This window comes from Siphonobacter sp. SORGH_AS_0500 (genome assembly GCF_002838835.1).
Taxonomy (GTDB): Bacteria; Bacteroidota; Bacteroidia; order Cytophagales; family Spirosomataceae; genus Siphonobacter.
Genome location: NZ_NHPP01000008.1, coordinates 232,742 through 246,136, shown reverse-complemented (window position 1 = coordinate 246,136; position 13,395 = coordinate 232,742). Strand labels below are relative to the sequence as shown.

Sequence of the window (13,395 nt, the reverse complement as noted above, 5' to 3'; positions counted from 1 at the left end):
TTGAAACTTAGACACTGCTAAAATACAAGAGAAGAACAAAATGTCAATAAAAAAGAGCAAATATTTTTTACTTAAATATCTATATATCAATTAGTTATGTTCGCTATTGCGAACATTTTACTCTATAACTTGAGAATCCTTCAGTGGCGTGATCTACATCTCTAAGAAAGCATTGCCATAATGCCGACTTTACTTGCACTAACAAAGAAAGCCTACTCATCGTCATGGGTAGCTTTCTTTGTTATATTGGCTGCTTACAACCTCACCGTTATGAAACGATTCTTACTTCTTGCCGGACTAATGTCTGCCTGTACTTCTGGGCCTAAAGAAAACACGCACCATCCTGATTTTGATACACTCGAGGGAAGTTTTAAAGGCGAATACATTCCTCATAACTATTCCTTTAAAATTGCCAAGGATGGGACAGTGCTATTTTGGAGGCATCGAAATATTGATACTAATTACTTCCAGGGGCAAGTTGACTTAAGTGTCATTCATAAATTAACCACCGCTATTGACTCCCTTTGTTATTATGAAGCGGATAGTGCCTCAACAGGAATAGTTGCCGACGCTTTTACCTACCATCTTTGGATACACCGAGCAAACCGAACTATACGCAAGGCCCGCGGTTATTCTAACGTTGCTTCTCCAAGCATTGTGGCTTTAGCTCATAGCTTAACACCACTCTTTGACACGCTGATGTTGAAACCCACTTCCAAAAAATTTCATTTTGGAAGCTACGTACCCATACCGCCTCCCCCGCCAGCTCCATTGCCAAACTCACGCTGAAAAGCTCTTCAGCGATCTGACTTAGCTATCTAATATATATTGGGCCTCGACAAGGACGGGTTCAAATCAGAAGTGGAGAAATGCCGGGTTTTCGGGTAGGTGCTTGCGTGCGAGTACATGGATCACATTACTCCGGTGGTCGTTTGTAAACGCTATAGGAGTAAGTTAGATAAGAAAAAAGTCAACACTCCAACATTCAACTAAGAAATCGTAGCCAATCTTTTCTGGAAGCTCAAGGGAATCAATCAGCTTCACCCTTACATACTGATTATCCATGATATTCTCGACGGTCCAATCGAATAGTTCAATAAACCTAAAATCATTGCTGTTTGAACTCAACTTTATCTCGTGCCACTGAGTATGTAGATCGACACTCTCTCCATACATAGCATGGTAACCCAGAGGGCCTAAGCGGGGAGTAACCTTTATGGGGGGATAGTATCCATTTGCATGGCGTTGGATTTCCTGCCCTCCTGTTACTTGTTTGAAGACAGTGTCTTCTAGAAGAATTGTATTTATGGATTCGAAATAATCTCTATAGTCTATTTCTCGCTCAGCCCAGTCGAGTCTTAGAAAGTAGCTGTTCCAGATATTTCTGCAACATTCTCGATAATCTAGTATTTGGTCTGTAATATCTTTCATGCAGTTGTATAAGCAGTTTTAGATTGAACTAGCGAGGATTATACCATTTCTTCTGATCAATTACGCTAACCAAATGCTCAAAATCAAATGTTTTTAACTGGTGATCGAGTTTAACTTCCCCAAACCAAGACGTGCCGATTTCGTATTCGGTTGCCTGATAATCCAGGGGCTGATAATCCGTCATATCGATTTCATATTTAATAGCGAGGCTTTTCATTAGCTCTACACAGTCATCACCATCAATGCCTAAACCCTCAAAAAAAATAGGATTTGCGGGTAACGGGGTGCCTATAGCTGATTCAATCATACGTATTAGTTCTTGACGATTAGAGTCTTTCATGGTGATGCACTATTGTAAAATCAATCCTTTATGTAAATCGGCTATTCAATATACTCACGAAAGGCTTTCAGGAATATGAACCTGGAGCTTGCTACCTTGATTTACTGGTAATGACATTCAATCGCCTTGGGTCTTCAGCTTAAGCTTCTTGACAACCTGGCTTTTATAGTCAAGAAGTACTTGGTCTATTTGATCCCATTGATTAGCATGCAAGTATTGGTTAATCCGTTCCAACTCTTGTATCGCCACATCGCTGCAAGAGAGGTTACGGGCTAAAACAAGTTTTCTGCTTACAATAGCGGAAGCCTCTTGATTCATATGCTGAGCAAGCTCGCAGAAAAGAATTAGGTTTTCATCACGCCCTGACACTTCACCGACTTTGAAATGGGTTCGATTAGTCAAAACATCAGTTGAAGAAGAATAGCGGCTAAAGTAAGGTAGAATATGCTCAATGAGTGTTTGGGTATAGAACTCCGCAAATACTTTGTACTCCTGGGTGATCCGATGATAGTTTTTAAGACTCGGAATAATATGTTCAATCTTTTTAGAGCCGGTTAGCTCATAATTCTTAACGAAGCAATCGGTATCATAGACAGTGGCTAAACCTATTTCTGTTTTAAAACTTTCACTCGTACCCATCCAACTGCCTCGGGTGTCGATATGAATAACCTGTAACAGGTCCTTGGATGGCCTGATCAATCTTCGGCCCACCTTTTTAAATCCATAGGGCAAAAGGTTTTCGGCGATAATAGCGGTAAAGTCTTTGAAAGCAGGCTTAAGGGACTCTTTAGGCAGGGGGCGGTAGACTTTAAGCTCCTCCCATTTAAGCTGACTCATTGTCAATACATGTTGAATTGGAACTAGTTCAGGTGACGAGCCAAAAGTAGTCATTAATAAACGCAGTGACCGCTCCTGAGACTTGCAACCCAAAATATCTTTTTGAAGACATTAAAATGCCGCCCTTACCGATAGTCAGCCGACTCAGATTTGAGTTGACATAGGTTCAATGCCTATAATCAGGCCTCAACTTGCACTTGTATTAGGTCATGCTGAATTATTTTTAACTATCACCACTAGATCAAAAACACAGGATAAGTATTAACAAAATTGGCGTAGGAAGCAGCCAATCGTTCTGGATTGCTTGATAACCGCATTTGAAATGCTATTACTTCATGTGAGCTTAGTAAATGTCCTTTGACGGGAATGGCTAATGATACGAACGTCTCCAGGAGTATGGTATCAAATCCCAATACGCCAACTTCGTCATATTTATGAAGATAGAGGGCCCAATGCTGCGAAGCTCCGTACATAACGGGGTTGAAACAGGACTCACCATAGATCGACAGCCCCTCCTCATTTAGATCTATCGCCTGACTCCACTCTACCTCTGGATCATTGCAAACGTTTAATTGTAAACAGGGATAAGGCACAGGAGCAACTTCTTGATCATATTGCCATATTTCACCTATCTTTTTCTCAAGCGTATGCAAACGGATATATTCTCCATTTAAAGCTCTTTCGAGCCCAAAGATGAGATTGGCATAGGTACCAGTGGCAAAGAAATCATAATCGAGGAATATATAATAATCATAGGTTTTTGTGAACACTTGGCCAGGAAGCTCCTGGCCAGAAAACCTTGACGAAGTTTCTGAAGTATCATTGATTTCTATCATGCCTGAAGATATAGAGTGAATTCATATCCCTGCAAACTAAATACAGCATGATTCTTCATTAAACTAAGACAGAGTTACCTTTTACAAAAGATGGGATAATCCCACGTTATAGATAATCCGAATCACCTATAAAGAGTCTGCTGGCTGTGAGCGAAGCGAACGGACAGGTAGCTATATAGTCCGCTATGCAGGTTAGAGTATCAAAACAGTAAGGTAACTTTTCGCACTGAGTCAGGCGAATTAATGGTGAATGCTACTGAAATGGCTAAGCCGTTTGGGAAACGTCCTAATGACTGGCTGTCATTGGCTTCTACTAGAGCCTATATTGCCGAATTGTCAAATACCAGAAATAATGGTAATTGGATTATAACCGAGAGAGGTCAGCATACAGGCGGAACATGGATGCATGAAGACGTCGCTTTGGAATTCGCCCGCTAGTCTAATCTGCCTAGCGATCTATTTAGCTATATAGTCCACTGTAATGATGAAGATGCAGACACCCGTTGTGATTTTTCCTCACAACGTTGATAATCAGTCGGTTGCCAAAAATATAATCTGGGTTAGCTATCTAATGCACTGTACTATGAAAATCCTCCACCCAACACCCCGGGGGTAGGTCAGACGCTTTTCCTTACCGGGGAGGGTTGAACAGGTACCCTTTCACGCGAGAATGAATGCAGGCACTCCACCGCCGTTTATACTAATTTCCTCTATAATTGCCCATAGAAGTACGATCTTAGGAAAGCCCCCGTCTCTGTCTATCCTGCCTGATCGCTATTGCTGTGCCGTATGGCAAGAAGATGCATGTTACTGAGGCGAGTCAATAGGTGCTAATATAGTACACTCAGAGAAAATACTGCTGATTATCAGTACTATGAATTTAAATCATTGATTGATAATATAGATTGAGTGTTTTTTACTTCAATAATCAAGGATATATTGCTTTACTAATTGGCTAAAGCTCTAATTTTTTGCCTACCCATGCCTGATATACAAGTATTTGATGCCATAAGTTTTGTAAAAAGGATAGAGAAGGGGGGGCGTAGCAAACCACCTATATTTTTAGTAGCGACCCTAAGTGGCTTAAGCCGTATGTAGTTAAAGTTTACCCAAAACATGAAGTAGAAAATCACTGTGTGATTGCGAAAGAAGTACTAGCGTCAACTTTAGCAACTGAGTTTGAGTTATTTTCGCCTCCCATTGCTTTAGTTAAAGTGAGTAGTGAGTTACGCGAACAACTCCCCACTGATTTGCAAGAAGCATTTGGCAAATGTGATTCATTCAGACCCTTCTTTGCTACAGAATACCTAGAAGGTTCTTTGCTTTTAGAAGCTGAGCTCAAGCGGGAAACGCTAAATGGGCTGCACTACCTAGACACACTGTATGCCTTTGATGTACTAATTCAGAATTTTGATAGAAGAAAGGAGAAGCCTAATGTGCTGTTACACGAGGGAGAGCTTTCCTTGATAGATCATGAGTATAGTTTGTTAATAGATAATAACAAAATTAATGAACTTAAGTCTGGTACTTTGACCTATCCTATTGAGGGGCATTTGATGTATCCCTATCTCAAGGCTTCCAAAAAGCCTGATAAGCTGGAGATGTTTGGTACGTTTTTAGAGTATTCTAAGATTCTGAATGTTGATTGCATAGATAAAAACGTTAAAATACTCAATGATCATAAAATCCCGATACTTGACGTTGTAACTTTAAAAGCATACTTATCTGAATTTAAAGCGAATAGTTCTAATTTTGTAACCTTTTTGCGTCAATCGTTATTATCATGAAACCATCTCCTTTCACATATAGCCTGCTTCAATATAACCACTCGGCAGTGTCGGGAGAGATTCTAAATGTTGGAATACTATTCATCTTCCCCGAACACCGCAAAATAATATTTCGCCGGTTGTCTAAGCTGACAAGGCTGAGGAATGCCTACAAAAGCAGTTTTCAAGAACAACTTGTTAAAGGGTATTTAAAGACGTTCGAGTCCAAAGCTCGTGAAGTTTCAAACAAATGGAATCTCTTCAGTGAGCATATCTTCAAAGACAGCCCAGATACTTTTATAAGTAAGCAGTTTTTGAATGTAGATGCCTCGTCACTACAGTTTTCTCGAACTAAAGTTGGAATTACCTATAATTCAGACATTTCTTCTATAGCGAACGATTACTTCAATCTTTATTTTGGAGATTGGGAAGAAGAGGAATCAATTACTGTTCGCGATGAAGACTACATTGTTAGAAAGTACAAAAATAGTTTTATTAACGTTAGCTATAAAAACTACATCAAGGAAGAGCCCAAGACCATTGCGACTGATCTGACATCGATCAAGATTGATATATCTTGGCAAAATGGAGTAGAACACCTCGTGAAGCCCTTAAGTTTTGATTTAGCAAGTAACCACTCTATTAATGACAAAGCTGTCTTATACAATGCGAAGCTTAACCACTTAAGTGAAGTTGCTCACAAAAATCGCCAGCATTTTGATATTCTGGTAACTAAGCCTTCGAACATTAATTTGCTGGACGAATACGAAAAGTCTGTAGATCTTCTTAAGAAGAATGATGGTATAGTAACAGTAGTTGAAGAGGACGAATTAGAGACTTATACTCAAAAGACTATCAGGGAAGTATCGGATCATATTCCTATTCGTAAAAGCTAATATAAGTAGAACCCGGCTAGTGTCCGGGTTCTTTTTTTGATAACCTTTCGCCTCCACCTACATATACTCTTGAGCGAACGGTTTGTTACTATCTATTCAACCCCTTTTTCTAAGATTTAGATACCCCCCCTTGCTCAGAATTGAAGGATTGGTCATTAGAACCTTTAGACTCTCTTACAAACTGTAAAAACTCCGCCCCCAAATCAATTAATTTGATTGAAGGTGTATGAGTGTCGGAAGCAAATCCTTGGCCATGTATGAAGTCCTTGAAATCGTTATTGATACGCACTAGCCCTTGAGTTTCTAAGTCCCGGACACAACGTCTTAAAAAATACCTATCTATCTCAGGCCTACTCCCGATGTACAACTTATAAAGGTTCTCATAGTCCTTAATATTATGAATGATGTATCCTTCATTATTTTCAATGAAGTTCAGGATAGATAGATGCGTAACGGTTAGCTCATCAACTATACGTAGAAAAGTATATTTTTTATCAAAATGTATATCAGCCTTAAAGAAGTAATTATCAAATGAGTTTCTCAACATTAGCAGCTTTTCCTCTTGATGATTTTTGGTAGCAATTCTACAACATTCAGCAAAATATGTAGTGAACTCGTCCTTTTGGATCAACTCTAATAATACCTCTTGACCTATTTGGGATTCGACATACACGATCCTTTCCGCTACTGTATGCATCCATTTTTCCATACTTTTAGAATGTGGTGTAGTAACAAAGAGAGAGATCAACTCTCCAATTATCGAACCTACTGGAATGCCTTCAATAGGTGGTGCCATTGATAGCATTGCCTTACTCAAAGCAATAGATTTATCTTTCCAATTCTCCTTTGGTATCTCTGTTACACTCATATTATTCTTTGTAAGAAGCTTTGTAAATTTAATTCAACTTTCGTTCATTCAATAAATTAACCTACTATATCAAACCTTTTCAATCTCGAATTATGGCATGGCGATTCCGCAAAAGCGTCAAAATCATTCCTGGCGTTCGTTTAAATTTCAGTTCTAAAGGAGTTAGTACCTCGATTGGCATTCGAGGAGCTGGAGTCAACTTCTCTGGTCGAGGTGTTTACGGCTATGCAAGTATACCGGGTACAGGTATCTCTTATCGAGAAAGGCTTGATAAGCCTGGTGCGTCCCCCTCTTCTTATGTACCGGAAGAGTCCCCTGTACCATCATTTACGTCCGATCTTCCTGATAATATCATCAGTGTAGATGTCCAGCAAATTACAAGCCAAGATATGCAAGGAATCAAAGACTTAATCTTGTCTACGCATGAGCAGAGGAATTCGATTGCTAAAAGCATTAGGGAGGTCCGACTGGCATCGTTTGGATCAAAGTTCAAGTTGGCCTGTAGCTATGCGTTCCTTTTAGGATTTTTTAATAAGAAGCTTTCCGAGAGCTTTAAGGGAGATATTGCTTCGCAAAAAGAAATTCTTGAAGCACTGAAAGAGCAGGAAAAGAATTCCTTTGTGAAGCTTGAGGTAGAATTTGATCCTACAATTCAAGCTAAATTTGACCGAATGCAGAATGCTTTTAAAGTAATGGCTGGTAGTCATAAAATTTGGGATAGAACATCTTCGTATTATCATGATCGTAAAAAGACACGTTCAGCTGCCTCAAGGATAGTAACTAGGAAACAGACCTATATAGGCCTTAAAACTATTCCGGATATAATGACCGATTACGAGCCGTTCTTTTTCAAGAACATCAATGGAGCTGATCTTTATTTCTACCCTAGTTTTATGATTGCCTATAGAAGTAGAAAAGAGCTTGCCGTAGTAGGATATGATGAATTAAAATTTCTATTCTCCCCTACTAGGTTCGTCGAAACCGAATCAGTCCCGAAAGACAGCAAAGTAATAGAATATACATGGGCGAAGGTTAATAAAAATGGTAGTAGAGATAAGCGTTTTAAAGGCAACTATCAGATTCCAATTGCTCGATATGGAAATATTGAGCTTAGGAGTAATACGGGCCTCAACGAACAGTACGAGTTTAGCAATTACGAAGCTGCTGAAGAATTTGCCTATGCATTCTTAGATTATCAAAAGACCATAATTAATCTTAAAGCATTACAAGCGGTTTAAAGCAGTTGAGGAGCCAGGCAATCTACCTGGCTCCTCTTAACTAAAAGCCTGTTTTGCGGCTTAGGTATTCCGCTTTCTGTTTTTGCTTGATCTCGTATTCCCGATAGCCTTTCGCATCCATAATCACTCCTTTTTCGGGCCGGGAGTCTAATGCTCTGGCAAAAGCTCGTTCAACCATAGCTTCCGATAGTGAACTTTGTTTCATGGCACTCACAAGTCGGTTGAAATCGTTTTGGTGGCGAAGTGTCTCGATTTCGTCGATCTTTCGTTGCCAGTGTCCGGGACCGATAGCCCTCATAAGCTCCGCATCTTCCATTCGTTTAAGAAGCTGGCTGGTTTCAAAGGCCGTTTTCACCTTCGAACCCTTCTCCAGATTCACAATGGACGGCTCAGAAACGATTCGCATGTCGCCTTTAGGCCCCTGAATAAGCTCGGGACCGTATTCGGCTACCATTGCCGGGCCTTCGGGGGAATAGTTGGTTCCTTTGAAGAATTGAGGAAGGGGTTTGGCTAATACGATTGCTGCTTGAACGGCCCCAGATGCTAATGCTACGTAGAATAAAGGGTTCGTAGGTAAATACCGTGATGCGTTAATAGCTGTGTTTACGGCAATCTGAAATAATGCATTATCTTTATCTGCTTTGGCTTGCTTAAGCTTGATAGCTGCCTCTTTTTTCTCAAACTCTTTATTGATTTTGGCTTGAGCATTTTTATTGTCTCCAGCCAATCCCAACTCGTGTTCTTTTTGTTTAGAGAGAGCATCTAATTCTTTTTGCCTGTAGGCGGACATTACTTCGAAAACACCAGATGCAATTGTGGTCGCCAATTGCAAAGACTCTTCTACTGTCTGTTGTTTTATGTGTGCTTCATCTAGTATCTGCTTTTTTCTTCTTTCGTATGCATTCCTTTCGAGTTGAGCCATCTTGTGATCACCAGCCAATTCATATTGATAAATCTTGTCTAAATGATCTTGTAGTATGGCTCTTTCTGAATTCTTGATCAGTATATACATATTTAGCTCTGACTTAAGGAAGCCAGATTCTTGCTGATACTGCATATAAATGTCAGACTGTTTGCCAGCCCTCTCGGACACTCGCTCAGCCAGGCCCCCGCCGGGTTTAATGGCATTGGCGGCTTGTTCCCGGAACTTGGTAGAATCCCCGAAAACCTCCTTTTGAATCTTTTTGAGAGCGTTCGTAAAGCCCTTATCCTCAATGAACTTGCGGAACTTCTCGCCATCCTTCAAAGCTTGCCCAAAGACTGTATCTGTGTCGTATTCTAAAGGCTTAAGCCAGGGCATTTTATTACGGAAGGTATCAGTAATCTTCCCAAGTAATGTTTTAGCTTTCTGATCGCCTTTGCCCATTTCTTTTTCAAGCTTAGGCATACTCTCTTGCAATCTTTTACGAATAGCTTCCAATACATCCCAATTATCACCATTGAGTACAAATTTTTGAAGCTCGTCTTGATAATCCTTAATAAACCCTTGAATGGTGGTGAATTGCTTGCGAAGCTCTTTTTGAGCCGCTGAAGCTCCAGATTTATTTTCCTTTCTTCCGTACAGAAGCTCGTTTAGTTCATTCTTCAATGAGGCTAAATTCAATCTAGCTACTTCACCTTTGGAAAGGGTATTATATAATTGAAGAACCTCATCCCGGGCAGCTTTTAACGCCTTAGTTTGCTCCTTTGTTAACTCTGCCTTGCCATTTTTCCCGATCAGAGCGTTAGGGATCGCATCAATCTGATCTCGGATAGAAGAAGTCATTGTATCAGGTGTCGTTTTATCAAGGGGCTTACCAAGGGCTGGTATTTTCTTGGCTGTCTCAGCTTGAACACGACCCATTTTGATCAAACCATTCGTGTAGCTTTCAAGCGTACCTTTCGCTTCATTTAAATCCTTCCGGGCTTTGTTGATATTTTCACTCCAAATCCGGTATGACTTACCTCCATCCGCCCACGTATCCTTGTAGCCACTTTTAAGCTTATCCACCGTTTTTTGCAAATCGGCGACCTTCTTTTTCTGATCCTCTACGGCTTTGGTTTGCATTTTGATCGCCTGGGCCTGCTGAGCGGGCGTAGCCTGGGCAAATGAATCATGATTCTTTTCAATGGATTCTTTTGCCTGTAAGCTCCGGTAATAATTTCCTGAAACATTGAACTGATTTCCTGTCAAAGCATCCGTAATTGACATTCCCATCAAGTTGGTAATACCCATTAAGCCGCCGTTTTTGTAAGATAACCGAAGGGCGTCCAGGTATTTAGCTAAGTTGCCATTGAGTACCGAAAAGAAGTTAGAGATAACGCCCGTTTTATTAAACTCAGCTAAGAACAACTGAAAGTTTGTGCGAACCACCTGCCAAGATCCAGAGATGGTTTTCAAATTCTCCTGAGCCTTACTGCCCGTAATTTTCTCCAGCTGAGCAGCAACCTTTGGAAGAACCTCCTCCGCTAGTAGTTCGCCGTTTTCCATCATCTTTAGGAGTTCCCGCTGGGAAACCCCCATGGCATCAGCAAACAACTTGACAGCACCCGGCAAGGCATCCCCTAGCTGACCTTTTAGCTCTTCTGCGGACACAGTACCCTTTGACATCATATCAGAAAGGGCTTTCGTCGCTCTGGATAATTCTTCGGCACTAGCTCCGTTGGCTGTAAAAGCGTTAGAGAATGCAGTGAACACCCGCCTGGCTTTTTCACCCTCCAACGATGTACCTCGCACGGCTCCTGTGAACTTACGGAGGGCATCTACTGTATCGTCCAGCGGGGCTCCTGTCCTCAAAGCAATTCTCCGGGTTAGCTCTAGATTTGTATTAAATTCAGAGGTCGATGAAGAAGCATTGCGAAGAGCAAGGTTTTGCCGCTCCATCGTCGCAATAATCCTGGCAGAGGCCGTTACCGCTTCCATTGCTGACCCTACGCCAATGAGTGTAGCAGAAAGAGACATGAGTGAACCTACAACTGGAGAGACAGAGCTGTTTACCTTTCTTAAGCTACCAGAATACCCTTCAAATAAGCTTCTACTACTGCCCGTTTCCGCATTAAGCACTTTAAGAACTTTTGTATTACTCTGAATTTGTGTCTGAAGAGTTGAAGCCTCTTTGTTATACCTATTAACCGCTCCGGTAGAAGATTTAAGAGCACTATCTACACTTCTAAGCTTGCCTGTTAATTCATTAGTCTCTTTGTTAAGTTGACTATAGGAAGCCCGTGTTGAATCAATAGATTGTTTAGCCTGCTTCTGGGCAGTCTCTACTACTTTGATAGCTGTCTGATATTGGCGTAGTTCATTATTAAGTTTTGTAATCGTTTGACGCTCTGTTTCGCCTGATTTACTCAGTTCCCGAATCTCATTCTGAAGGCGTTTAACAGCTTCCTTGGCGTTATCAACAAAATCGCCATTCGCCCGTAGCGTGTCGTTAAGCTCTTTAATCTTCTCCTTTGCCTTATTGTGCTGATCCGCCGTCTCTTCAACTTTTTTATTAAGCTCAACAAGTTGCTTCATCGCTCCGGCCCCTAGCTGAATCTTATCAGCCGCCGCCGCAATGTCTTTGAGTTGCTGTTTAAGGGAAAGATATTCCTTAGCCGTACGCTTTACGTCAGCCTGGATAGATTTAGATAGCCCTGCATGCGAATTTTGCAGGGCTAGAAGTGCTTGCTCAAATTCGGACTGACTGTATAAGTCATCCGGTCTAATTATTGCCGACATGCTAAGAGGGTTTAGCTATCGGAATTTGTCGCGTCGTCGTTACTAAGATAATCCAGGATTTGGCACTTGTAAAGTCTATGGAGTCCTTAAGTACCTAAACTTTAAATAATGCCTTCTTGAGGTGTTGTAGCCTGTACAAGCAAAGAATATGAATTTACCATTACTTTGATTCTTTTGGGATTGGTCGGCACACCGATATACTCGACTAATACCTTTTCAATATTAGCTTCCATACTTTTCACATCGCGATCATTTGCATAATTGACCCTAATTCTTTCCATCATTTGTTCCATTTGCTCATTTGTCATCATAGGAGTGTTTTTATTGTTTCAGTCGGTTATCAGTAAAGAGGAGAAGCGAAGGACGTCCTTTCCTTTTCGCCTTATCTACTAGCCTATCAAACTCTTCGCTAGTTAACTGTTCGTGTGATTCTACGATCCGGTCAGTGGCTTTGCCTGTAGTCGTCCTAATGGACACGTTTGCATAGTTACCTGACCCGTCCTCATCTGCCTGTACAATTACAGGTGGCTTATGTTGTTCGTGGATCTGCTTTACTCGGGAGAGATTACCCGATAGGAAGGCTGCTAAAGCCTCTTCTTTTAGTTTCCGATTCATGAGATAAAGGGGTGTTGTGTAAACCTGTTAAACTCGTTCTTATCTAAGTACAGGCGAACTGGAATAAAGTGGCCATCGGGCACGATTCCTTCACCAGATAAAGGTGAGCTATTTAAAAGATTCAATTGCTTGAGATTAGCTATAGTACCACTAGTATACCTTTCCAAGTAGTCTTTCCCTGTTACTGCGATATAATCAAGTATTACATGATCAAAAGCATTTGTTGAGTTCTCTATAAGCATCATCCCTCTAGGTAAAGGGCCACGCAATAATTGCGGATCAAGACCTTGAAAATAATCGAGATATTCCTGCAGAGAGAGTAGATCTTCGTTTCTCCTGGTAGGATGATTAGTGAAATACACTCCATGTTCCAGCAGCTCGTCAGGTACATCATAGAATGATAGGATTCCGCATACTGCTTTGAAAGGTAGTAGTTCACGTCGTTTGAGTTCTTTTAGCCTTTCTAATCGAGAAGTATTCCCTGATAGAGCTAGGCTAAGCGTAAGTAACTTTTCACTGCGATTCATATACGTTTTGGGGTTATTGGTTTAAGTACTACTCTTCGTTGTCCATCTTCTCCATAGCTTTTTCAAGAAGGGAGTCTACTTCCTCGTCAGATAGGCTAGATATATCGATTTTCGTTTCCCGCTGCTTGGGTAGGATGTACTCTAAGAACTTTAGATAAGCTGCTACCTGGTCCTTAGGCTCCAGTAGCTCAATGGAATCAACGATACTGTCAAAGTTATCGTCAATGAGTGCTTTGATGCGGGCCTTGATGTCAGCGGTAGTCTTGTTGGGAGTTCCGCTTTTCCGCCTCCTCTTTCGTGTCCTTTCTCGAACTTCATAAGTAGTGAGCAAATCCACT

The 13,395-nt window shown here is 41.0% G+C and carries 14 protein-coding genes and 1 pseudogene; 5 read left to right on the top strand and 10 right to left on the bottom strand.

Going from position 1 to position 13,395, the window contains the following annotated elements; genetic code table 11:
• The first annotated feature begins 180 nt into the window (after positions 1–180).
• Positions 181–789: a hypothetical protein gene (locus tag BWI96_RS11905; RefSeq protein ID WP_106636851.1), complete on the top strand. Its 609-nt coding sequence runs from the start codon at positions 181–183 to the stop codon at positions 787–789.
• Positions 790–954: 165 nt separating this feature from the next.
• Here BWI96_RS11905 and BWI96_RS11900 read toward each other — a convergent pair whose 3' ends face one another.
• The 4 genes from BWI96_RS11900 to BWI96_RS11885 form a co-directional block, all read right to left on the bottom strand.
• Positions 955–1,431 (bottom strand): hypothetical protein, encoded by a 477-nt coding sequence (locus BWI96_RS11900; RefSeq protein WP_106636850.1) that lies wholly within the window; start codon positions 1,429–1,431, stop codon positions 955–957.
• A 28-nt stretch (positions 1,432–1,459) separates the two neighbouring features.
• Positions 1,460–1,738 (bottom strand): hypothetical protein, encoded by a 279-nt coding sequence (locus tag BWI96_RS11895; RefSeq protein WP_106636849.1) that lies wholly within the window; start codon positions 1,736–1,738, stop codon positions 1,460–1,462.
• A 150-nt stretch (positions 1,739–1,888) separates the two neighbouring features.
• The gene (locus BWI96_RS11890; protein WP_106636848.1) at positions 1,889–2,608 is read right to left on the bottom strand and encodes a hypothetical protein; all 720 of its coding nucleotides are present in this window, start codon (positions 2,606–2,608) and stop codon (positions 1,889–1,891) included.
• 236 nt (positions 2,609–2,844) lie between these two features.
• Positions 2,845–3,444, bottom strand: coding sequence for a hypothetical protein (locus BWI96_RS11885; RefSeq protein ID WP_106636847.1), 600 nt, complete (start codon positions 3,442–3,444; stop codon positions 2,845–2,847).
• Between the two features lie 207 nt (positions 3,445–3,651).
• Between BWI96_RS11885 and BWI96_RS23290 the strand changes: the two are divergent.
• The 3 genes and pseudogenes from BWI96_RS23290 to BWI96_RS11870 all read left to right on the top strand — a co-directional run.
• Positions 3,652–3,882, top strand: a pseudogene (locus BWI96_RS23290) (KilA-N domain-containing protein); the annotation flags it as partial.
• 620 nt (positions 3,883–4,502) lie between these two features.
• A complete protein-coding gene (locus BWI96_RS11875; protein ID WP_369804148.1) occupies positions 4,503–5,231 on the top strand; it encodes a HipA family kinase in 729 nt (242 codons plus the stop codon).
• Positions 5,228–6,106, top strand: a complete 879-nt coding sequence (locus BWI96_RS11870; RefSeq protein WP_106636844.1) for a DUF3037 domain-containing protein — start codon at positions 5,228–5,230, stop codon at positions 6,104–6,106. The genes BWI96_RS11875 and BWI96_RS11870 overlap by 4 nt, the downstream gene beginning before the upstream one ends.
• 109 nt (positions 6,107–6,215) lie before the next feature.
• Here BWI96_RS11870 and BWI96_RS11865 read toward each other — a convergent pair whose 3' ends face one another.
• Complete coding sequence (locus tag BWI96_RS11865) at positions 6,216–6,974, bottom strand: hypothetical protein (RefSeq protein WP_106636843.1); 759 nt, start codon at positions 6,972–6,974, stop codon at positions 6,216–6,218.
• A gap of 92 nt (positions 6,975–7,066) precedes the next feature.
• Between BWI96_RS11865 and BWI96_RS11860 the strand changes: the two genes are divergently transcribed.
• Positions 7,067–8,212, top strand: a complete 1,146-nt coding sequence (locus BWI96_RS11860; protein ID WP_106636842.1) for a DUF4236 domain-containing protein — start codon at positions 7,067–7,069, stop codon at positions 8,210–8,212.
• Positions 8,213–8,252: 40 nt separating this feature from the next.
• Here the strand turns inward: BWI96_RS11860 and BWI96_RS11855 are convergent, their stop codons facing one another.
• From BWI96_RS11855 to BWI96_RS11835, 5 genes are all read right to left on the bottom strand, one after another.
• The gene (locus BWI96_RS11855; RefSeq protein WP_106636841.1) at positions 8,253–11,915 is read right to left on the bottom strand and encodes a tape measure protein; all 3,663 of its coding nucleotides are present in this window, start codon (positions 11,913–11,915) and stop codon (positions 8,253–8,255) included.
• A gap of 101 nt (positions 11,916–12,016) precedes the next feature.
• Complete coding sequence (locus tag BWI96_RS11850) at positions 12,017–12,226, bottom strand: hypothetical protein (RefSeq protein ID WP_106636840.1); 210 nt, start codon at positions 12,224–12,226, stop codon at positions 12,017–12,019.
• Between the two features lie 10 nt (positions 12,227–12,236).
• A complete protein-coding gene (locus BWI96_RS11845) occupies positions 12,237–12,530 on the bottom strand; it encodes a hypothetical protein (protein ID WP_106636839.1) in 294 nt (97 codons plus the stop codon).
• The gene (locus BWI96_RS11840; RefSeq protein WP_106636838.1) at positions 12,527–13,057 is read right to left on the bottom strand and encodes a hypothetical protein; all 531 of its coding nucleotides are present in this window, start codon (positions 13,055–13,057) and stop codon (positions 12,527–12,529) included. Before BWI96_RS11840 ends, BWI96_RS11845 begins: the two co-directional genes overlap by 4 nt.
• Positions 13,058–13,085: 28 nt before the next feature.
• On the bottom strand, positions 13,086–13,394 hold the full coding sequence (locus BWI96_RS11835) for a hypothetical protein (protein WP_232793691.1): 309 nt from the start codon (positions 13,392–13,394) through the stop codon (positions 13,086–13,088).
• Between the last annotated feature and the right edge of the window lies 1 nt (position 13,395).